Annotated in this window: 20 protein-coding genes; 9 read left to right on the top strand and 11 right to left on the bottom strand. The window is 62.7% G+C overall.

Translation table 11 applies throughout. The annotated features are described in order from the left end of the window. Positions 1-85: 85 nt before the first annotated feature. The gene (locus ACMC5O_RS07420) at positions 86-589 is read left to right on the top strand and encodes a PilZ domain-containing protein (RefSeq protein WP_187709305.1); all 504 of its coding nucleotides are present in this window, start codon (positions 86-88) and stop codon (positions 587-589) included. Between the two features lie 57 nt (positions 590-646). Here ACMC5O_RS07420 and ACMC5O_RS07415 read toward each other — a convergent pair whose 3' ends face one another. Next, on the bottom strand, positions 647-2,101 hold the full coding sequence (locus ACMC5O_RS07415; protein ID WP_187709306.1) for a hypothetical protein: 1,455 nt from the start codon (positions 2,099-2,101) through the stop codon (positions 647-649). Between the two features lie 136 nt (positions 2,102-2,237). Beyond that, entirely contained in the window at positions 2,238-2,726 is a 489-nt protein-coding gene (locus ACMC5O_RS07410) for a hypothetical protein (protein WP_187709307.1), read from the bottom strand. 97 nt (positions 2,727-2,823) lie between these two features. Between ACMC5O_RS07410 and ACMC5O_RS07405 the strand changes: the two genes are divergently transcribed. Together ACMC5O_RS07405 and ACMC5O_RS07400 are read left to right on the top strand one after the other, a co-directional pair. Beyond that, on the top strand, positions 2,824-5,055 hold the full coding sequence (locus ACMC5O_RS07405; RefSeq protein ID WP_426692619.1) for a winged helix-turn-helix domain-containing protein: 2,232 nt from the start codon (positions 2,824-2,826) through the stop codon (positions 5,053-5,055). Positions 5,056-5,222: 167 nt separating this feature from the next. Next, on the top strand, positions 5,223-5,522 hold the full coding sequence (locus ACMC5O_RS07400) for a hypothetical protein (protein ID WP_187709310.1): 300 nt from the start codon (positions 5,223-5,225) through the stop codon (positions 5,520-5,522). 12 nt (positions 5,523-5,534) lie between these two features. Here ACMC5O_RS07400 and ACMC5O_RS07395 read toward each other — a convergent pair whose 3' ends face one another. Continuing rightward, a complete protein-coding gene (locus ACMC5O_RS07395; protein ID WP_187709311.1) occupies positions 5,535-5,723 on the bottom strand; it encodes a hypothetical protein in 189 nt (62 codons plus the stop codon). Between the two features lie 531 nt (positions 5,724-6,254). Beyond that, complete coding sequence (locus ACMC5O_RS07390; RefSeq protein WP_426692618.1) at positions 6,255-7,835, bottom strand: spinster family MFS transporter; 1,581 nt, start codon at positions 7,833-7,835, stop codon at positions 6,255-6,257. 85 nt (positions 7,836-7,920) lie between these two features. Here ACMC5O_RS07390 and ACMC5O_RS07385 point away from each other — a divergent pair, with 85 nt between their 5' ends. The 3 genes from ACMC5O_RS07385 (at position 7,921) to ACMC5O_RS07375 (ending at position 9,449) form a co-directional block, all read left to right on the top strand. After that, positions 7,921-8,415, top strand: a complete 495-nt coding sequence (locus ACMC5O_RS07385) for a superoxide dismutase family protein (protein ID WP_426692617.1) — start codon at positions 7,921-7,923, stop codon at positions 8,413-8,415. A gap of 69 nt (positions 8,416-8,484) precedes the next feature. Further along, complete coding sequence (locus ACMC5O_RS07380; RefSeq protein ID WP_187709312.1) at positions 8,485-8,763, top strand: antibiotic biosynthesis monooxygenase; 279 nt, start codon at positions 8,485-8,487, stop codon at positions 8,761-8,763. A 5-nt stretch (positions 8,764-8,768) separates the two neighbouring features. Next, entirely contained in the window at positions 8,769-9,449 is a 681-nt protein-coding gene (locus ACMC5O_RS07375) for a glutathione S-transferase family protein (protein WP_426693519.1), read from the top strand. A 50-nt stretch (positions 9,450-9,499) separates the two neighbouring features. Here the strand turns inward: ACMC5O_RS07375 and ACMC5O_RS07370 are convergent, their stop codons facing one another. The 3 genes from ACMC5O_RS07370 to ACMC5O_RS07360 all read right to left on the bottom strand — a co-directional run bounded on the left by ACMC5O_RS07370 (position 9,500) and on the right by ACMC5O_RS07360 (position 11,431). Continuing rightward, complete coding sequence (locus ACMC5O_RS07370) at positions 9,500-9,838, bottom strand: hypothetical protein (RefSeq protein ID WP_187709314.1); 339 nt, start codon at positions 9,836-9,838, stop codon at positions 9,500-9,502. A gap of 539 nt (positions 9,839-10,377) precedes the next feature. Next, positions 10,378-11,022, bottom strand: coding sequence for a hypothetical protein (locus ACMC5O_RS07365; RefSeq protein WP_187709315.1), 645 nt, complete (start codon positions 11,020-11,022; stop codon positions 10,378-10,380). A 202-nt stretch (positions 11,023-11,224) separates the two neighbouring features. Further along, positions 11,225-11,431, bottom strand: a complete 207-nt coding sequence (locus ACMC5O_RS07360; RefSeq protein ID WP_187709316.1) for a cold-shock protein — start codon at positions 11,429-11,431, stop codon at positions 11,225-11,227. A 354-nt stretch (positions 11,432-11,785) separates the two neighbouring features. Here ACMC5O_RS07360 and ACMC5O_RS07355 point away from each other — a divergent pair, with 354 nt between their 5' ends. Next, complete coding sequence (locus ACMC5O_RS07355; RefSeq protein ID WP_187709317.1) at positions 11,786-11,992, top strand: cold-shock protein; 207 nt, start codon at positions 11,786-11,788, stop codon at positions 11,990-11,992. A gap of 54 nt (positions 11,993-12,046) precedes the next feature. Here the strand turns inward: ACMC5O_RS07355 and ACMC5O_RS07350 are convergent, their stop codons facing one another. Beyond that, positions 12,047-12,598 (bottom strand): YybH family protein, encoded by a 552-nt coding sequence (locus ACMC5O_RS07350; protein WP_426692616.1) that lies wholly within the window; start codon positions 12,596-12,598, stop codon positions 12,047-12,049. Between the two features lie 227 nt (positions 12,599-12,825). Then, positions 12,826-15,810 carry an excinuclease ABC subunit UvrA gene (gene uvrA / locus ACMC5O_RS07345; protein WP_187709319.1) on the bottom strand — a complete coding sequence of 995 codons (2,985 nt, stop codon included), beginning with the start codon at positions 15,808-15,810 and terminating at the stop codon, positions 12,826-12,828. A 196-nt stretch (positions 15,811-16,006) separates the two neighbouring features. Here uvrA and ACMC5O_RS07340 point away from each other — a divergent pair, with 196 nt between their 5' ends. Then, entirely contained in the window at positions 16,007-18,067 is a 2,061-nt protein-coding gene (locus ACMC5O_RS07340) for a M13 family metallopeptidase (RefSeq protein ID WP_246444426.1), read from the top strand. A 77-nt stretch (positions 18,068-18,144) separates the two neighbouring features. Here the strand turns inward: ACMC5O_RS07340 and ACMC5O_RS07335 are convergent, their stop codons facing one another. After that, positions 18,145-19,203, bottom strand: coding sequence for a phytanoyl-CoA dioxygenase family protein (locus ACMC5O_RS07335; protein ID WP_426692615.1), 1,059 nt, complete (start codon positions 19,201-19,203; stop codon positions 18,145-18,147). Positions 19,204-19,302: 99 nt separating this feature from the next. Here ACMC5O_RS07335 and ACMC5O_RS07330 point away from each other — a divergent pair, with 99 nt between their 5' ends. Beyond that, positions 19,303-19,593 carry a hypothetical protein gene (locus ACMC5O_RS07330; protein WP_187709321.1) on the top strand — a complete coding sequence of 97 codons (291 nt, stop codon included), beginning with the start codon at positions 19,303-19,305 and terminating at the stop codon, positions 19,591-19,593. A gap of 6 nt (positions 19,594-19,599) precedes the next feature. Here the strand turns inward: ACMC5O_RS07330 and ACMC5O_RS07325 are convergent, their stop codons facing one another. After that, entirely contained in the window at positions 19,600-20,913 is a 1,314-nt protein-coding gene (locus ACMC5O_RS07325) for a surface lipoprotein assembly modifier (protein WP_426692614.1), read from the bottom strand. Positions 20,914-20,916 lie beyond the last annotated feature (3 nt).

Genomic DNA, 20,916 nt, shown 5'->3' with positions numbered 1-20,916 from the left:
TCCGGCAATCATCGCAAATCCCGGCCGCCAACAACCATTTGTTCACCCTCATGGCGCATCAGGAAGGCGGGAAGAGCGTATATAGATGACTCTATCAGTCCAACTTGCTGAACCGCAGACCGACCGCAGGCGGGCGAATCGCGCTGCCCTGCGCCTTAACGCCACGATGCGCGAAGCCGGCCGAAGCCGGGTCCAGGCGCGGCTGATCGATATTTCGACTCACGGATGCCGGATCGAGTGCGCTTCGGGCGCGTCTTCCGACACGTGGGTATGGCTCAGCATCGCGGGGCTGGAGACGCAATATTGCCGCGTCGTCTGGCGCCACCAGGAATTTGCAGGGCTGGAATTCGTGACTCCGTTGGCCGAGCCGGTGCTCGAGCGGCTGCTGTCCGACCAGCATCACTTGAGCGAGGCATCGATCAACGAACTGCGCGACATCGCCAGCCGCACTCACCGCCTTGCGAACAAGGACAAGAATACGGACGCCGAACTTCTCGCCGAGCTGTCCGACAAGTGCGCGGTCGAAGCGGTGATCGAGGGGCTACGGCTCGGCGAGGCCGAAGCGCAGTCCAACAACTCCAGGAAGTAATAACGGACAAAGAAGAGGGGCGCCGCCCGGGTGAGCGACGCCCTTAATTGTTCGTGATCAGGCGGCCTTTGCCTGCCCGTTGAGGATCGGCGCGATTCCGCCTGCTTCCTCGATTCGTGCGGCGAGCGACCCGCGCGGCAGGTCTTGCTTCAGCGCCCAGGCGAGGACCGCTTCGAGCTGCGAGATGGTCGCATCGTCGCACATGCCGTCGAAAGCGAGCTTCACGACGGGCTTCATCGGCGAGCGGAGCTGGATCTTCAGCCCTTGGTCTTCGACGAGCTTGAGATATTCGTCCGCGCTTTCCTCGGCATCGAGAGCGAAGTCGTAAGCTGCGCTCAGGCCTTCGTAGAGAGCGAGGTTGCTGCGGATCTTTGCCATCCGGGCTTCGTCGGCCTTCGAACGGACTTCGGCCAATTTGTTCTGCAAGGTTCCCTCCGGTCCACTGGTTACGACAACAGCATCTTTGGCGATCGCTTCGGCAGATTTCTCGACAGGTTCTTCGGCAATTTCCTCGTCATGGATGGGGTCTTCGACCACTTCTTCCACGACGGCTTCTGGTTCCGGCGCCATCTCTTCCTCGAATGCCTCTTCGGCCTCGACTTCCGGTTCCGGCTCCGAAGCGACTTCGGGTTCGGCTGATGCTTCCAGCTCGGCTTCCTGCTCGACGGCTTCCGGCTCGGACTGAAGCTCGTCCTCGGTGGAGGGGAGCTTCGGATCCATCTTCACGATGTTCCCGTAGAAGCCCTCGACGCCGGCCAGGGCATCGAAAATCTTAGCGGAGAAGCCAGGGCGCCTGGGTTTCGCTTCGGGTTCCGGCGCCGGCTCGGGCTCGGCTTCAAGGACTTCGGCTTCGGGCTCGACGACCTCGGCTTGCGGCTCTTCGAGCTCGGCGGATTCCTCGACCAGCTCAGCGGCCGGTTCAGCCGCTTCTTCGACAGGCTCGACGATTTTCTCTTCGGCGACTTCGGCAACTTCGGCGTCCTCGGCCGCCACTGGCTCTTCGGCGGCAGCGCCGGCGCCTTTCAGGCTGACGAAGCCATAAACGTAGTCGATCCACTTTCCGGTCGAACTGAACGGCAGCAGCGTGATCCAGCAATGCGTCGTCGAATCGCCTGACGGGAAATTGTCTTCAAAAGCGATCGGCTGGCGTGAGCTGGCGACGATCGGAAGCTGGTTGGCGATGCAGGAGAGAAGGGAGGGGCGCGCAGCCTCGCTGATCCTTTCGATCTTCTGGTTGCCGTCCTTCAGGGCGTGGCCAAGGTGGCGGATATCGGCATCGTCGCCGCCGCCCATGACTTCGAGGAGGATGCTGCAGGGCCCCGCGTCGGAGATTTCGAGGGGGTCAAGGTCGCGGATCGGCGGAAACGGGCGGTCTCCGCGAATGGAAAGCCAGTAGTTGAAGACCGTAGCGTGCCGGCGCCGTTCCGCAGGAGAAATCTCCTTGAACGCGTCCAACAGCGCCTCGGCCGATGTATTGTCAACTGCCTTCATGTCGCCAACGGGCGCACCCATCGAACCCTCCGCGTATCTACCCCGCGCATGGTTTGCCCGCGTGACTCTTAGAAAAGGTTAAAGCGGTGGCGACTTTGACGAATTCTGGGGACAGCCGACGAGTATCCTTGGCTGCCCCCGCAGGCCTTCAGCGCCCTCAGAATGAGCAGTTGTTCGGCTGTGGCTCATCGTTCCGCCTGGTCGATCCAACCGGAAGGAATTGCGTCGCGACCGTTTCCGCAGCCGCTCCGGATTCATTCTTCAGCAAATGAGCATGGTCACCGCTGTCGACGAAGCCCTCGCCGGCGCGGTAGATTTTCGGCTGGCACAGGGGATCGTCGCTTTCGTACACGGTGATCTCACCGAGGGTCACCGTGATCAGGCTCGGCCCCGGGTGCGAGTGCCAGCCGCTCTGTCCGCCGATAGCGATCGAATTCCGGACGACGTAGATGTCGGAGTCGTCCTTCGTGTCGATTTTGACGTCCCACTTGTCTGTCTTGTCGCCCTTCACCTCGAGCGGTGGGAAGGCGCCTTTGAATGTTTGCACGGCGCTGAAGCCGGAGGCCGGGGTTGCAAGCGCCGGCGCGGAAATCCAAGCCGAAGCGAGCAGGGTTCCGGTAGCAAGCAAGATTTGGTGATGTTTCATCGCTGCTCTCCCACATAATTCCAGTCACGAAGACTGTGCTGCTGGATGTTAATCTGCTAGGTCGGCAGCATGATTTATTGGTGATCTATTGCCGATCATGGACGATCTTGTACATCCAACGACGAGCGCGCGCATCGATCTCGCCAACGAGCGGGATTTCGACATTGGAAATATTAGGATCAGACCGGCAGAACTTGCCGTAATAGCCAATGACGAGCGTCACGAGCTGCAGCCTCGGGTGATGCAGGTCCTTGTTGCGCTTGCGCAGGCCCGTCCATCGGTCGTGTCCCGGGACAAGCTGATCGAGCAGTGCTGGGAAGGCCGCATCGTCGGCGACGACGCACTCAACCGCTGCATTCTCGCTCTGCGCCATCTCGCGCAGGAGATCAATCCGCAGCCATTCGCGATCGAAACCGTGGCTCGCGTTGGCCACCGGCTGATCGAGAACGGCGCCGAACGGGAGGCGGCACCGCAAACAAGCCGATCAGGACGATGGCGCCTGGCCGCGGCTGCGCTGGTCCTGTTCCTCGTCGCTATAGCGGGGCTCGTGTTCTGGCAGCAGCGCGGGATCGCTTCGGAGTCGGCCTCGATAGCGGTCTTGCCGTTCCGGAACCTGTCGAGCGGCGAGCCCTATTTCGCGGAGGGCGTAGGCGAAGAGATCATGGGGCAGCTCGCTCGCGAGCCTGCTTTCCGCGTCGCAGGCAGCGCTTCGGCGGCGCAGTTCAGCGGCCCAGCCGACCCGCGCAAAATCGGGCGTGCGTTGAACGTCGACTATATCCTCGAGGGCAGCGTGCGGCCGGACGCCGACCGGGTGCGCATCAATGCCGCTCTCATCCAGACGAAGGACGGAGTGCGGCTCTGGTCCGAGACGTATGACCGAAAGCTCGACGACATCCTGGAAGTGCAGGGTGCGATCGGCCAGGCGGTGGCGAGCGAGCTTCGGAGAGCGCTGGTCCATTCATCGGCCGCGCGCGTGCGGGTGAATGGCAAGGCGTACGCGCTCTATTTGAATGCGCGCGGCATTCTCCGGTCGGGCAATCCGGAGTCGGGCCGCGACGCTGTCGATCTGTTGCGTGAGGTCATTCGGTTGGATCCCACCTTTGCTCCCGCCTGGTCGAGCCTGGCGCAGGCCTTGATGCTCGATGGCTCGACTAAGGGAGACGAAGGGCTGGTCGCCGTGCTGCCGCAGGCCCGAGATGCGGTGGGTCGGTCCTTGCGCCTGGATCCCAACGATCCCGATGCGCATGCAATTCTCTCGATACTGCTCGGTTCGGACGGTCCGGAAGCCATCGCGCACCAGCTACGTGCCGCGGCGCTCGATCCCACGTCCGGAGAGGGTCTCCTGCGGCTCGGGCTCTCGCATCAAGCATCGGGCGAGTGGGCGGAAGCGACAGCAGCCTTCAGCCGTGCTCATAAGCTAGACCCCGTCTGGTCAGACCCAGTGCGCGTCATGTTGGATCATGTGGCGCAATTGGGCGACCGTCGCGCCGCCGAAGCCGTAATCAATGAAGGGATGACCGACGATCCAATGATCAGGCAATTCGCGCTTGCCCGGGTCGCGCGCCTGGTCGGCGACTTTTCGGAAGGCGCGCGTGGGTGGTCGGCGCTCGCAGAGGGGCAGACGCGATGGGCGTCGCCGTCCAAGCTGAGCCTGCAAGATACGTTGTTTATGCTGAACCTATCGAAGGACCGGCCTTCGCGCCCGGCAAGGCCCTTCGTCGGACAGGCCCGTGTAATACCTGCGCGAATCTGGATAACCGCTCCCCCGTCACCCGCGGAGTGGCAAAAGCGGAATCGGTCGTGGGCCGCCGAACTCGTATATCGCGATCAGAACGTGATAGCCGCGAAGCTGATGTTGCGCGCCGGACGGGCGCGCGAACTTGCCGCCACGTTTGACACGCCCACGGGACTGCTGGGCGTGCGCCACGGACAGGCGCTTGGGACCTGCTATCTTCAGAGCGCTGCCATTGTCGCGGCAGCACTGCGCGATGTTGGCCGTCGCCCTGAAGCCGACGCATTGCTCCGCGAAGCCGATGGGCTGATCCGGCGAGCCTATGCTCGTGGGAGGGTCCCGCTGTGGTTCGAGGACGATGCGGCCGGTGTCTGGGCCCTGCAGGGTAAACGCGCGGCCGCGGTTGCTGCGCTTGAACGGGCCCTGCGTCGGGGCTCTGTCCACGCGACGCGGACTGATCTCCTAAAACTGGAGGATGAGCCGGCCTTGCTTCCCCTCCGCGGCGATCCGGGGTTCGAAGCCGTGCGGTCCAAGTACGAAGCGCATTTTGCCAGGGAGCGGCAGGAGACAGCGCGGGTACTCAAGATTGCGGTCTGAGACCGCGTCCGGAGCAGTTCGATCGGATCGTGGTCTGTGTCGATCCGGAGCCGATCGCCGGATCGCGCGGACGCGATGGCGAGACGCGGTCGAGAATTCCGCGATGGTGCACTTTAGTTTGCAATCTTGATCAAGGTTGTGGAAGGAGGAGATGATTGGAGTGAGCGATGATCTTTCTTCTCGCCGCCGTCGTGCAGACCGTAACCGTGCAGCGTTCGGACGTCATCGACCTCACCATTCCTCAGCCGTGCGAGCAGACGAAGGCGGACCAAGAGGTCGTCGTTTGCGCGAAGCGGGGTGAGAGTCCTTACAGGTTGGGGGAACTGCCGCCGGCGAAGCGCCAGGCGCTGCCTGACGCGCAGGTGAAGATTGCGGGCGGCGTGAGCGCGGGGGCAGAGACTGAAAGCATCGATGTCGGAGGCTTTTCATCCAACCGGCTGATGTTGCGGTTCAAGATGAAGTTCTAAGGTCGGACCGAGTCAGTTATCACCGTAACAGATGTCGCAGATGGCGACTTCATCGGTAATCACACTCTCGTTGACCCCGAAGGAATTGTGGTAACTTGCACAGATCGCAAGCGGTGGAGGTCTATAGTTCACCGGCGGCTGCAATTCCTTGGCGAGCGTCGCTTTGTGCCAAGCTTCGAACTCTTCTTGGGAAAATGCCATCGCGACCTCCGATCAAGTCGGATAGCAGTGGCTGGTTAATCAAGATCGTATGAGAGGAAGCGGCCCGGTCCGGGGGGGCATTGGCCGGGCCGCTCCAGGCTACTCAACGGGGATGGGAAGCATCCGGGGGTCGAAAACCCCTGAAATCCGCCAGAGTTCCTACAGTTAATGGGAGCAGAGCGCTGGACCGCGCCCTTCGAAGCGGTCCGGACCGCCATTTGGGGGCGCCGACCGGACCGCTTCCCCTACCGTTACAATGGGCAACGCACGGAAGGGGAGCCGCGCCACCGCCCTCCTGAGCCGGTGGCGAGACTCGGGCGATTCCGTAGCGCAAGGCCACGGAAGTCGCGACTAACAAAAATCAAGAATTGCGAGGGGTAGGACCCGCACCCATCGGAGGTGTCGAAGCTCTAAGGGCGGCGAGTCCCGTGCGCATTCTACACCTCCGTGAATCACGACGAAGTTATCCTCGGATAAGGGAAAGAAGATGGATTTTGCCGACTCGCGGCCTGTGAGCGGGTCCGTAGTGATCTAGGCAGTCGCAGCGCGCTGTTCGCGGGTTGCTTCCAGTTCGCCGATCTTGCGCGAGGCAATCCAGAGCGCCGCCAGTGTGAACGGCGGGACGACGTAGAGCGAGAAGATTCCCGTCGCCAGGCTCCCGGTCAGCGCAGCGACCTTCCCGGCGAAATACGGCCCCAGCGCGAGACCGACCAGGGACGTGCCGAGCACGTAGGTCGCGCCCGCTGTTCCGCGCATGCGTGGAAGAACCACGTCCTGAAGCGTTGCTATCGCTGCTCCGACCCAGAGCGCGCTGCAAAGGCCGACGTATGGGGCAACGATGTAGAAGTTCGCCAGATTGTCCGTCGTGAAAAGGAAGAAGACGGCGGGTGCGGGAAGGATGATCGCGGCCATGTTCACGTAGAGACGGCCGGCGGCGTGACGCTGCCGGAGCTTGTCGCTGACGATTCCGCCAAGGATCACTCCGATTGCCGATGCGGCTGCCGCGCTCCAGCCGAAGATGGTCGAGACTTCCTCCGCTGCCGTAACGCCTTGCATGATCATCGCTGCGTCGGTTGGGCCGGTATAAAACGTCCTGAGGACGTAAGGCGGGATCCAGAAAGCCACGGCGTAGGTCATGAAGCTGATGCTTCCGAAGGCGATGGTCAGCGTGACGACCATGGGCGTTCCCCACAGCAGCCTGTGGGTGGCAGGATCGCGGCGCTTCAGCGACTGGGTCCAGCTGAAAATCGCGTAAATGCCAGTCCACCATGCGATCCATTGCGGCCAGTCCCCCGTCAGCGTCGCAAGTGCGAATGCGCCAGCAGCGCAAACTGCGAGGGCGATGAGGTTCGGAACGAGGACACCGAGCCTCGCAGCGCTGATCAGCGTCAACGGCGGGAGGATCGCGGCGAGTTCGCGCCCGAATTCACTCCACGCGTTCGGGCGGACAATGTCGGATGGATGGCCGTCGATCGCACCGCGCAAAGGTTCCCTCAGGCTCCAGATCCAGGCTGCGAGAACGAGGCCGGGAAGGCCGACCGCGAGAAAGGCCGCCTGCCAGGGCGCGAGACCGAGCGGGGCGCTCAGCGCATCAGGAAATCGCCGTCCCCATTCCGCCAGCACGTACCCGCCGATGGGGAGTGCGATTCCTCCGCCGATGTAGAGGCCGCTGGAGTAGATCGACAAGGCAGTCGCGCGGCGTTCCTTCGGGAAATAGTCGGCGATCATCGAATAGGCGGCGGGTGACGCGCTCGCCTCGCCGATGCCGACGCCGATGCGTGCGGTGGCGAGCATGCCGAAGCTTTGGGCAAAGCCGGACATTGCGGTCATCGACGACCAAAGCGCGAGGCCGATGGCCATCAGTCGGCCGCGGTACCAGCTATCTGCCAAGCGACCGAGCGGTATGCCGAAGAGTGAATAAAAGACCGCGAAGGCCGTGCCGTAGAGGAAGCCGATCTGCGCGTCGTCGAGCTTCAGGTCCGCCTTGATGCTCTCCGCGAGGATGGAGACGATCTGGCGGTCTATGAAGTTGAAGACGTAGACGACGACGAACAGGATGAGCGCGTACCAGGCGTACGCGGTCACACGGGGGCCGCCAGCTTCCTTATTCATAGCTCGCGCTCTCCCTCACGAACTCGACAAAGATGACGGGGCGGCACAGAAACGCAAGCCGGCCTATTGCTTGAGGGAGAAGCCCATGTTGCGTTCGAGTCTGCTTGTATTTGCACTGGCCGGTTGCGTTCCGATGGCCCCGCCAGATGCCGTGGTCGCGACAGCAAACCTTCTCGACAGCAATGGAGCAGCGATTGGGACTGTGCGCATGTTCAGCGAGCCGACGGGGATCATGCTGCGCATCAACGCGAGCGGATTTCCAGCCGGACAGCATGGCGTCCATCTCCACTCGGTCGGAAAGTGCGAAGCGCCGAAGTTCACGAGCGCGGGGCCGCACTGGAACCCAACCGAGAAGAAGCACGGGCATCGGAATCCCGCCGGCTACCACATGGGCGATCTCGGGAATCTCGGCGTCGGAGCGGACGGAAAGCTGGTCGTCGCGTTGCTCGTGCCTGAAGCAACTCTCGACGGAATCCGCGACGCGGATGGAACGGCACTGGTGCTGCACGCGAAGGCGGACGACGAGGTAACGGACCCAAGCGGGAACAGCGGCGACCGCATCGCCTGCGCGGTGCTCTGAGTCGTCTTTCGCGAGGGTGCGCAGAGGTCTATTAAGCGCGGCGCTGACCTCATCGAAAGGGGGTGCGCAATGACCGCATTCAACACGGTTCGATTCAACCTGAAGCCCGGGCGCGAGCAGGAGTTCCTGGATGCGCATCAAAAGGCCGACCGCAACTGGCCGGGCCTGAGGCACGCCAACCTCATCAAGACCGGCGACCAGAGCTACTGCATCATCGGCGAATGGGACGACATGGACAGCCTCGCCAATGCGCGGCCGTTCATGCTGCAGACGCTGGAGACGTTCCGCGACACGCTGGAGGGTGACACCGACCCGGTTTCAGGGCCGGTCGTGCTCGAAGTGAAGTAGCCCGCCTGACGCGGGTTAAATTCTACGACTGGAAGTACTCGCCCTTCTGCATGAAGGTGCGGGCGATCCTCGATTACAAAGGCGTGCCGTACGAGCGCGTGACCCCGCTCGGCTCGACGATGCTGAAGCTTCGGCGACGGGGGAAGACGGGCAAGGTGCCGGCCGTCGAGATCGACGGGGAGTTGATCGTCGATTCCACAGACATCGCCTATGCTCTCGACGAGCGCTTTCCGGACCCGCCGCTGCTGCCGACGGACGCGCGCGAGCGCGGGCTTTGCCATGCGCTGGAGGATTGGGCGGACGAGAGTCTCTATTTTATCGGGCTTTATTATCGGTGGTTCGAGGCGGAGGGACGCAAGGCGATCCCGGCTGCGTTCGGCCAGTCCTTGTCGGGGCGAGCCCTCTATTGGTTCTACCAGCGGCGGATCCTCGGGCAGGTGCGAGGGCAGGGCACACTCCGCAAATCGCCGCAGCATGTCCGCAGGGACCTCGAGCGGCACCTGGATGCGATCGAGGGGATGCTGGCGGCACGACCGTATTTGTTGGGCGACCGGCCGTATCTTTGCGACTTCGCGCTTTGGGGGCAGCTCAATTATCTGAACCGGACGCCGGTCGGCGGACAGGCGATCAGGCCCCGACAGACGATTGGGTCGTACATCGTGCAGATGAAGCCGGCGGCCGAATAAAGAAGCCCGGCCGGATCGCGCCGGCCGGGCCCTTCGGGAGAAGAAGTGTATTATTTCTTCTGCTTCAGTTTCTGGCGATTGACGATGTCCGCAAGCGCCTTCGAGCCGCTCTTGGCGGTGCAGGTCGCATCGCCGTTCTTGCGCTGCTCGGCGAGTGCGGCGACGGAAAGGTCGCAGACGTTTGCGGCGACGCTGATCGGCGCCTGTACGGTGACAGGAACGCTGAGGTTGTTCAGCGCCGCGATCTGAGTGTCGTTGAGGAAATTGTTGAGCAAGGTCACGTCCTGAACGGTGACGTTGACGAGGCCCTGCGAGTTGCCAACCTGGCCGACTGCCGGAGCGGAAAGGGTCGCCGCGGCAATCGCGGCGGCAAAAATCATCTTACGCATGTTCAACTCCTGTCTGGGCAAAGAACAGACGCGGACGGTCCCGCGCTTCTGCCCACCTCAATTCCGAGGTGTGCGAGGTTGAACGGCCAAGTACTTGATTGTTTTCGTCTTTGCGGTGGGTTGAGGCATCGTTGAGGCATGCCGCAACCGGCACAAATCTATCGCTTCCTCTCAAGGCGAATAACCAGGCGCGACTGAGCCCAGAGCTCGCAGGGGTGCCCGTCGACCATGTTTTTCGCAGCCTCGATCGCTGTCTTGTCATCCTCCGCGGCGATCCACTCCGCGGACGAGACTTTCCCCACCCCATCGAGGCAATAAAGCCTGTAGGTTCCCACTGTTCTAAACCTTCGTATCCGTGCCGCCGAAGCGACGTTTCGGATGGCCAACGAGCCGTTACGCAGACGGTTTGACCGGTTGCGACGAGCCGTTGCGAGGAGTCGCCGATTGGCGGATTTATTGGATTTCTTTCGGGTCCGGACATGCAAACGGCCCGGCCGGATCGCTCCGGCCGGGCCGCATGTTTTACGCGTTACAGGCGGTTAACCGCGGTAGGTGTTGGCGCGGCGGATTCGAACTTCGCTGACGGCGCCGCGATAGTCGACGTTGCAGCGGAAGCTCAGGTCGCCGGTCGCTGCGTAGCCCTGGTTGTGATAGCCGTACGCCTGGCCATTGGGCGGATAGGATCCGCCGTTGCTGTCGATCAGGCCGGAGACGCGGAGGCCACTGCGGCGGCGCTCAACGTTGGTGATCGCGGTGACGCGCATGTTCATGCCGTAGCCCTGGTTGTAACCGCGATTGTTGTTGTAGCCGTAGGCGTTGCCATAGGGCTGGCCGTAGCCATTCTGCGGGCGATACTGCGCGTTGGCCTGGGTCATTGCTGCGCTCGCGCATTGCTGAACCGCGGTGCGGTCGCTCACGTTGTAGCGATTGCCGAGCAGCTGGCCGATGATCGCGCCGAGACCGCCCTGGTTCTGGTTCTGGTAGCCATATCCATAGGCCTGCTGACCATAACCCTGCTGATAGCTCTGTTCGGGGGGATAATATCCGTAGCCCGGCTGGCCGGGAGCTGGCTGCGGGTAGGCAGGCTGCTGCTGGGGATAGCCGTAGGGGTAGGGCGTCTGCGCCATCGCCGGAGCCGCAAGGCCGCCAATCACCGCAGTTGCGGTCAAGAGTTTCGTGAACATTGTCATGGAAAAATTCCTCGTCTCGCCCAGGAAATGCCGGCGAGTTCAAATAAAGAACGAACATCGGCACGAAGAGATGCATGAACCTAAAACAACAAAGCCCGGACAGCGGCGAGGACTAAAGTCACTCAGCAGCTGCCCGGGCTCGGCCCCTTGCGAGCAAGAACGCGGGCGGGGAATACTTCCCCCGCCCTCTGACCGATTAGACCGTCTGTAGATTCAACGCACAGGGAGCGTTGTTATTGGTGCCCGTCTCATAAGAGAGACGCTGGCCAACCGTCGGGAGACGATCCTTTTCCCAGCCAATCGCGCTCTTTTCGAACGGGATGATGTCGCTTCCCACTTCCGGCTTGATTTCGCCGTGGCCCTTGATGGTGTCGAACGACTTTACGGTGCCAAATAGCTTCATGCTGAGTTCCTTTGTGGGCACACGCCAAAATTGGCGCGGTGCCTGCTAGGAGACGTTAAAGAGGGAGGAAGGTGCGACTTAGCGCCAAAAACCGTCGATTGCGACTGGTAGCCACACGTAAATGGACTTCTATTCGGCAAATGACAAGTGGCAATCCCAAAATAAATTCAAGCAAACTCGCAATATAATTCATCCATGTTCGTTCAGAGATAACTAGTAAATCTGTACGAGATGCCTTATATCATCCTCGTAATCTGTTGATAAGTACGCATCCAAATGATTGGATAAGCTGTCTTGTCCTTCAGACCACGGGACGTTCAATCGGGAATGTTTCGGCAATCAGGACATTTTCCCATGAAATATTTTGGAACCGTCAAGTCGTTTGACGAGAAAACCGGTCACGGCTTCATCATTCCCGAAACCGGTGGCGAGGCTCTCCGGTTCGCGCAAGGCACGGGGTCCTGGACCCACGTAGCTCCGCCGCGGGCAGGCCAGCGCCTGTCGTACGATGTGCACCACACCAACGGTATGCCCAACGCCGTAAACCTCGCTACGATCTGAGCCGCGCTGCGACGCGTCCGGAAGCGAAACTGACCGAAGCTCACCTCCCGGGATTTACTCCCGTGCCGGGCGGTCTCTCACGAGCATTTCGTGGAGCATGCGCCACTGGCCGTCGGCTTCCTTCCGCCAGATCATGACGCCGCGATACCAGGTCGGCTGGTCGTTGCCGGCGGCGTAGCGGGCGCGGATCTGGACGTAGGCGAGGTTGCCCTGGATTTCGGTGCGGATGGGCTTGATCGCGGTGTCGTGAAGCGGGCCGAGCGTGCGCGCGACCTCCGTGAGCTCGGCGCGGCCGGTGACCGGCGCTCCATCACCTTCCTGGAACACGGCGTCCTTCGTATAGTCGCCGACCCAGGCCATCGGGTCATTGCCCTGGAGATGGGCAATCAGCCTCGCTTCGGCCGCGCGAAGCTCTGCCGTCGCTGAGGGCGCAGCGGGCGCTTCTTCCTTTGCCGGTGAGCAGGACGTGGCCGCAGCCAGCGCGACAAGCGCGATCATGAGCTTCATCGTCTCCTTCCCCCTGACACGAAATGCCGAGCGCAGGCGAGCGCTTTTGCCGTAGCAGATGCGAACCAGTGCGTAGAGCCATTGAACGCCGGTCGGCATGCGAGCGAACAGTCTAAACCAAGCAGCGAGGGGCGTCAGGAAGCGAAGCTGGTCTGAAGCTCACCACGATTTGGTTTACAAACCAGTCCGAGACCTCACCAGTGAAGAGCGGCGCAAAGTCGCATTTACGGCCGCACAAGCTTGGGGCGCCGATACCATATTCGATGACTTGGTTCGTGCACTGACGACCAATGACAACTCTGCATTCGACTAACTGGCAGCGGTTCTCACTTCGCCGCAATCAAATCCGGCTGATCCTCATCCGCTAACGCCTTCGCCGTCTTCCGCTTCGTCTTCTTCGGCGCGCTCTCAACCACTTCTGGCTTCACGCTCGCGCGTTCCAATAGCGGCTTCAAATACTGGCCCGTGAATGAGTTCGCGCTCGCGGCGATCGCTTCCGGCGTTCCCTCAACCACAATCTTCCCGCCATTCACGCCTCCGCCAGGGCCAAGGTCGATCACGTGGTCGGCGGTCTTGATGACGTCGAGGTTGTGCTCGATCACGACGACTGTGTTGCCGGTCTCGACCAGGCGGTGGAGCACCTCCAGAAGCTTACGCACGTCCTCGAAATGCAGGCCGGTGGTGGGCTCGTCGAGGATGTAGAGCGTCTTGCCGGTGGCCCGCCGCGACAATTCCTTCGACAGCTTCACGCGCTGCGCCTCGCCGCCGGACAAGGTCGTCGCCTGCTGCCCGACCTTGATGTAGCCGAGGCCGACTTCCTGAAGCATGCGCATCTTGTCGCGGATGCCGGGGACGGCCTTGAAGAATTCGACCGCATCCTCGACCGTCATGTCGAGGACGTCGGCGATCGACTTGCCCTTGAACTTCACCTCCAGCGTCTCGCGGTTGTAGCGGGCGCCGTGGCAGACGTCGCAGGTGACGTAGACGTCGGGCAGGAAGTGCATCTCGATTTTCAGCAGGCCGTCGCCGGTGCATTTCTCGCAGCGGCCGCCCTTGACGTTGAAGCTGAAGCGGCCGGGCTTGTAGCCGCGCGCCTGGCTTTCCGGCAGACCGGCGAACCAGTCGCGGATCTGGGTGAAGGCGCCGGTGTAGGTCGCCGGGTTGGACCGCGGGGTGCGGCCGATCGGCGACTGGTCGATGTCGATGACCTTGTCGAGGTTGGCGAGGCCGTCGATGCCGTCGCACGGGCCGCAGACGATGCGCGCACCGTTCAGAACGCGGGCGGCGCCGGCGTAGAGCGTGTCGATGGTCAGCGAGGACTTGCCCGAGCCGCTGACGCCGGTGACGCAGGTGAAGGTGCCGAGCGGGAACTTCGCTGTCACGTCCTGGAGGTTGTTGGCGCGGGCGCCCTTCACGGTGACGAACTTGCCGGTGCCCTTGAGGCGCTTCTTCGGGAGCGGGATTTCGCGGCGGCCGCTCAAATAGTCGGCGGTGATGCTGGTGGTGCAGGCGAGAAGCTCTTCGAGCGTTCCCTGGCAGACGATTTGGCCGCCATGGACTCCGGCGCCCGGGCCCATGTCGATGACATGGTCGGCGTGGCGGATCGCGTCCTCGTCATGCTCGACGACAAGCACGGTGTTGCCGAGGCCGCGAAGGCGCTTCAGCGTTTCGAGGAGGCGGTCGTTGTCCTTCTGGTGAAGGCCGATCGATGGTTCATCGAGGACGTAGAGGACGCCCGAGAGGCCGGACCCGATCTGCGACGCGAGGCGGATGCGCTGGCTCTCGCCGCCTGAGAGCGTGCCCGACGTGCGGTCGAGGTGGAGATAGTCGAGGCCGACATTGTGGAGGAAGCCGAGGCGCGCGTTGATCTCCTTCAGAATAACGTGCGCGATTTCCCGCTGGACTGGGCTGAGCTTGTCCTCGAGGCTGCCAAACCAGGCGAAAGCGTCGGCAACGGAGCGGCGTGAGGAGAGGGAGATGTCCTCGCCGGCGATCTTCACGCTGAGCGCCTCGGGCTTGAGGCGGGCGCCTTGGCAGACCTCGCACGGGCGGCTGGCCTGGTAGCGGCTGAGCTCCTCGCGCATCCAGGTGGATTCGGTCTGCAGCATCCGGCGATTGAGGTTGCCGATGACGCCTTCGAACGGCTTCTTCACCTCGTAGGACTTGCGGCCGTCGACGAAGCGGAGGGTGACGGCGCGGCCCTTGGTGCCGTGGAGAATGACGTCCTGCGCCTCCTCCGGAAGCTGGCCCCAGGGCGTTTCGAGGTCGAAGTCGTAGGCGCGTGCGAGCGAGCTCAGCACCTGCATGTAATAGGGCGAGGGCGGATTAGACTTTGCCCAGGGGACGACCGCGCCCTTCTTGATCGAGAGCGCGTGGTTGGGGACGACGAGGTCCTCGTCGAAGATCAGCTTCTCGCCGAGGCCGTCGCAGGCGGGGCAGGCGCCCTGCGGTGCGTTGAAGCTGAACAGGCGCGGCTCGATCTCGGCGATGGTGAAGCCGCTGACCGGGCAGGCGAACTTCTCGGAAAAGAGGATGCGGCCGGGGGCGCCGTAGTCGAGCTTCATGCCCGACTGCTGCTCGGGCTCGGCCGGCGGGTCGGCCGGGTCGAGATAGGCAAGGCCCTCGGCGAGCTTCAGCGCGGTCTCGAAGCTGTCGGCGAGGCGCGGCTCGATGCCTTCGCGGACGACGATGCGGTCGACGACGATTTCGATGTCGTGCTTGTACTTCTTGTCGAGCGCCGGCGCGTCCTCGATGTCGTGGAACTCACCGTCGATGCGGACGCGGGTGAAGCCCGCCTTCTGCCATTCGGCGAGCTCCTTGCGGTACTCGCCCTTGCGGCCGCGGACGACGGGCGCGAGCAAGTAATGGCGGCTGCCGTGGGGCAGCGACATCACGCGATCGACCATCTGGCTGACCTGCTGCGCCTCGATCGGGAGGCCGGTCGCCGGCGAATAGGGAATGCCAACGCGCGCCCAGAGCAAGCGCATGTAGTCGTAGATCTCGGTGACCGTTGCGACCGTCGAGCGCGGGTTGCGCGACGTCGTCTTTTGCTCGATCGAAATGGCGGGCGACAGGCCGTCAATATGCTCGACGTCCGGCTTCTGCATCATCTCCAGGAACTGGCGGGCGTATGCCGATAGGGACTCGACGTAACGACGCTGGCCTTCGGCGTAAATGGTGTCGAACGCGAGCGAGGATTTGCCCGAGCCGGAGAGGCCGGTGATGACCGTCAGGCTCTCGCGCGGGATGTCCACGTCGACTGCCTTCAGATTGTGCTCCCGCGCGCCGCGGACGGAAATATGGGTCAGCATCAGCCGGTTTTCGTTCCGTTTATGTTCTGGTTAAACGAGCCACCGCTGATGGTCAACGCGGCTTATCCGAATGTGGGTGCGGCGGATGGATTCCGCAACTCATCGACGCCAGCCGCACCTTTGTCGACGGCGGGTGGCGGCTCCGCGCTCGAGTGGAGAACTAGCTCCAATCAAATCAAGCGTTTGGGGGCAAGTCATGATTCTCCGTTCTTCTCGCCGTGCGCCGCGTCTTTGCGCGATGCTGCTCGCGTGCAGCGCCGTCGGAGCGGTTTCCGCGTCGGCTCAACCGCCGGCATCCGCCGTATCCACAACCGAAATGGCAGGATCGGCGCGCGTTCACTTCGGCACTTGGGGCGTCGACCTCTCGACCCGCGATCTCTCGGTGAAGCCGGGCGACGACTTCCAGCGCTACGCCGCGGGCAAGTGGATGGACGAGACCGACATTCCTGCCGACAAGTCGTCGAACAGCATCGGCTCCGAGATGAGCGATCGCAACCAGGAGCAGCTGCGCGAGATCGTCATGGGCGCCCCAGCCGACAGCCAGCTCGGCGCCTTTTACAAGAGCTACATGAACGAGGCGCTGCTCGAGCAACTCGACATGAAGCCTCTGCAGACCGACCTCGCCCGCGTTGACGCGATCCAGAACAAGGATCAGTTCCGAAGCTTCATGGCGTCGACGGTCAAGGACTTCGGATCGACCTTGTTCACCCTGCAGGTCATCCCGGATCTCGACAATCCAACGATCAACATCCTCGCCGTTGGAACGTCCGGAATGGGCCTGCCGGACCGCGATTATTATCTGCTGGACAAGTACAAGCCGCAGCGCGACGCCTATCGCGCTTACATCGAGCGGACTCTCGGCCTGGTCGGCACGGCCGATACGTCCGCCAAGGCCGACCAGATCATGGCCTTCGAGACGGAAATAGCGAAGTTTTCGTGGAGCCAGGCCGATCTTCGCGACATCGACAAGCTGAACAACCCGATGACCCCGGCTCAGCTGGCTGCGTACGCGCCGGGGATCGACTGGAACCGGTATTTGACCGAGTCCGAGACGATGGCGCCGAAGATCCTCGTCGCCGACAACACCGCGATCAAGGCGCTGGCAGCCCTCTACGCGAAGACTCCGCTTGAGACGCTCAAGACCTGGCAGCGCTTCAAGGTTGCGAGCCAGGCCGCGCCCTATCTCTCCAAGAGGTTCGTCGACAGCAATTTCGAGTTCTCGAAGGTGCTGACCGGCGCGAAGGAGCTTCGGCCACGCTGGCGCCGCGGCATCGACCAGGTCGACGGCCGCCTCGGCGAGCTTCTCGGCCAGACCTATGTCGAGCGGTATTTCCCGGCGCAGTCGAAGGCGATGATGGAGCAGCTCGTCCAGAACCTGAAGCTGGCTGCCGCCGAGCGCATCAAGGCCAACAGCTGGATGGAGGAGTCGACCAAGCAGGCGGCGCTGAAAAAGCTGGCCAAGATGGACGTGATGGTCGGTTATCCCGAGAAATTCCGAGACTATTCGAAGCTCGAAATGCGGCCCGACGACCTTTACGGCAACGTGAAGCGTAGCTCAGCATTTGAGTGGGAGTATCAGCTCGCGGACCTCGGCAAGCCGGTCGACCGGAAGAAGTGGGCCATGAGCCCCGCGACCGTTAATGCCTATAACGGCGGGCTCGAGAACAAGATCGTCTTCCCGGCCGGAATCCTCCAGCCGCCGCTGTTCGATCCGACGGCGGACGCCGCCGTCAACTACGGCGCCATCGGCTCGGTGATCGGTCACGAGATCATGCATGGCTTCGACGACCAAGGCCGCAAGATCGACGAGAATGGCGCGGTCCGGGACTGGTGGACGAAAGCGGATGCCGAGCGGTTCAAGGCGCTCACGACGGAGCTGGGTAAGCAATACGCCTCTTACGAAGCGGCTCCTGGCGTCTTCATCAACGGCGACCTGACGATGGGCGAGAACATCGGCGACATGTCGGGGCTGGAAGTCGCGCACCTGGCGTACAAGATGTCGCTGAACGGCAGGGAGCCGCCGGTTATCGACGGCCTCACCGGTGACCAGCGCTTTTTCCTGGCATACGCGCAGGGATGGCGCGGCGAACAACGCGACGAGTCAATCAAGACGCAAGTCGCGTCCGATCCGCACAGCCCGCGGCGATATCGCATCATCGGGCCGTTGCGGAACCTCGACGCCTGGTACGCGGCATTCGGTATCGGGCCGGATTCAAAGTTTTACATCGCCCCGGACAAGCGCGTCCGGATCTGGTGATCGGCAGCTCGTTCCCCGACTGCCGAGGGGAGTGCGCGGTCGAGCATCGTCGGCCGCGCGCTTCCTTTTCCTTTAGGCTATAGAGGCCAACGACCTGCGGACTGCCAGTGCTGCTTCGCCCAGCCGCGCCGGTCCATCCAATCCACGATCTTCTGCAACCACTCGGCGCGGCGCATGGCGATCGGCTTCCATGAAAGCAGGTCCAGCCCCGTCCACGGGAGGAATGGTGAACGCCTGCTGTATGCCCAGATCTCGATACGCAGGGTAGGCCGGTCCGACGAGGCGCGTGCGTGGAATCCGCAGGTATCGACCGCCACCAAGGTGTTCGCGGGGACGCTGAAATGCGTCGGCTGGGGAAGTCCGAGCTCAGGCAGTTCTTCTGGCGAAATTCGGAACGATCCGCGTTGCGAAAGACGATCGCCGGTCTTCAGGACCTCGACGCTTTTTCGGTGTTCCCATGAGATCCGCTCGTCCGAGAGGCGGTGCGAGCCCGCGACGTAGGTCAACGGGCGTCCGTCCTCCGGCACGTCGGTGAGGAATATCCAGGCTTTGAGCGAGGGCTGGAACGTGTCTGAATGCAGCTGAAGCTGCGGGTCCGGCGGGCCGTCGGAAACGCCCCCGGCAATCGCCTGGAGATAGTAAAGCGGCGTGCTTCGGGTGCTCGCCACGTAGGCCATAAGGCCCTTCCAATTCGCGCTGTCCAGGACAGCGGCGAGGCCTGGCAGGCGGCGCAAAACGCGCGGCCCGATCGGGATGCGCGTAGTGACAGTGTCGCCCTGCTGCTGGCTGCGGCATTCCAGCCTGGGATCGAGCAATTCCGTCTGAATTTCCTCGAGCAGGCGAGGCGGAAGGAAGTCGCGCACGACGACGAAACCGTTTCGGTCGAACTGTTCCTTCCAGTCGGCCGGAAGGCGTTGGGCGAGGCGCGCACGGCGCGAGCGGGCCAGAGCATGCGCCAGCTTGAGACGCCAAACATGCAGTCCGGAGGCATTCAGTCGCTGCGAACCGAGGATCGGATTGTCCGCGAAGCTCTTTGCCCCGGTGAGCAAAGCCAGGACCCAGAACGGCGCACGCCACCATTGAGATCCGGCTCGCGCGGGAGGTGCGGGTAGTGCGACGACTTTGATCGGGCCCATCGCTTCCTTAGGAAGTGATCCAGCATCCGATTCTAATTGTTCTGGTAATATTCGGGCCGAACTGAACACTGTACCGATCTGAGTTCGAGTATTTGAGGAATGATCGATCATATAATCGTCGCGATCCTGATCCAACTCATTGTGAGATTTATTTCAGGAAGTTGGACCGCTGGCACCGCAGCGGCATTCACCTGGTTCCTTTCGAGGGAGATCGCCCAAGCGGAGTATCGCTGGATCGAGCAGTTCGGCGGAGGGCTGCGCGCGAACATGCCTTGGTGGGGCGGGCTCGATTTACGCGTTTGGCAGAAGCCCGATCCATGGCTCGACTGGATCGTGCCGACCGGCGTTTGCGTTGCAGTCGCGGTCGCGGCGCGCAGGATCAAGCGATAGGGTCGGCTAGAACGGACGAACCACTCCGAACTCCGTCCGAGTGCGCTTGAAATCGTGAAATTCGATCGTGCTGTGATTCCGTTCGATCACCAGCCGCGTGACCGGAGCGAAGCCGGCGAAGGTAAACTGGCGCAGGGTCGCGCCCAGACTCAACCGATAGTAACGGTCGCTGCGCTTATCGGGGAAGAGCGCGAGGCGATCGTCTGCCCGAAGCCGGCCGAAATCCACTCCTGCCGTAAATGTCGTTCGGCCAATGTCGCGCCACGCCATCACGCCCGCTCGCCAGCCGCGCGTGGAGTATGCGGGGTCCCTCGCAACCTCCCGGTCGGCGGACAAACTGAGCGCGGCGCCCATGGACGCGGACAAGGCGCGTTCGAATGCGATCTCGCCCGAGAAGCGCTTGCCGTCCTGCAGATCGTTCTGCTGATTGTTGTTGAGCGTCGCGCTCGCTCCGATCCGCAACTGGCTTCGACCATCTACCGGTAGGGTCCAGGTTCCCTTCACCCGTGCGGAGCGGAGATACGGGTCCTGCCCGAACCATCGCTGGGTAGCGCCAAGCTCCAGCTGGACGCGGCTTCGGCCGGCAAGGAACTCGGGCCCGGCCGCCACGTCGAGCGCAATGTCGTTGAATTCCGACTTCTTGTAGAGGTCTGCGAACCCGCTCGCGCGAACCAATATGCTTGATCCCTCGCCGAGGCCGAACCGGCGGTAGGCTTGCCCCCGTAGCGCGAGTCCGAGTCCGGACTTGGCTTTGCTGTCGTCATCGATCTCGAAGTCGCCGAGAACTGTCCCGAGCGTGTCCGACCGGGTTGACCGACTGATGTTGCTGTCGGGAGCAATCGTGATCTCGAGGCTTGCGCCCATCGGGCGAGCGCTGCGCAGAGCATCCGAATATCGGTCGACGAGACGAGCGACCCTCGATGGCAGCCCTGATGCCTGAGCCGAGCGTAGTTCGCGCCAGGCAGCGTCCTTGTCCCCCATTAGGTCGAGCGCGCGCGCGAGTTCCAGCCGCGCGCCGATGGCGTCCGGGCGCTCGTCCAGGAGCGTCCGGAACAGGGTTGCCGCGCTTTCCAACTGCCCAGCCTTGGCCAGCAATTTGGCGTGCCGGAACAGGGCCTCGGCGCGGACCTGCTTGTTCGGATCGTGCGCGAGCGCTTCGTATGCTGCCTCCGCAACGCGAATGTCTCCCCGTTCCTGCGCCGCATCCGCCAGCGAAAAGACCTGTTCCATGTTGAGCCGGATCGTGCGCGGGGCCCCGGCCGGAGCCGCTGGCGCTGCCAAGGCCGCGACCGCACCGGCGAGTTCAAGCCAGGGTTCCACGGG

Source organism: Sphingomonas sediminicola (assembly GCF_049991885.1).
GTDB lineage: Bacteria > Pseudomonadota > Alphaproteobacteria > Sphingomonadales > Sphingomonadaceae > Sphingomicrobium > Sphingomicrobium sediminicola.
Note: the sequence above shows the minus strand (reverse complement) of the source record. Positions and strands in the feature narration are given on the sequence as shown.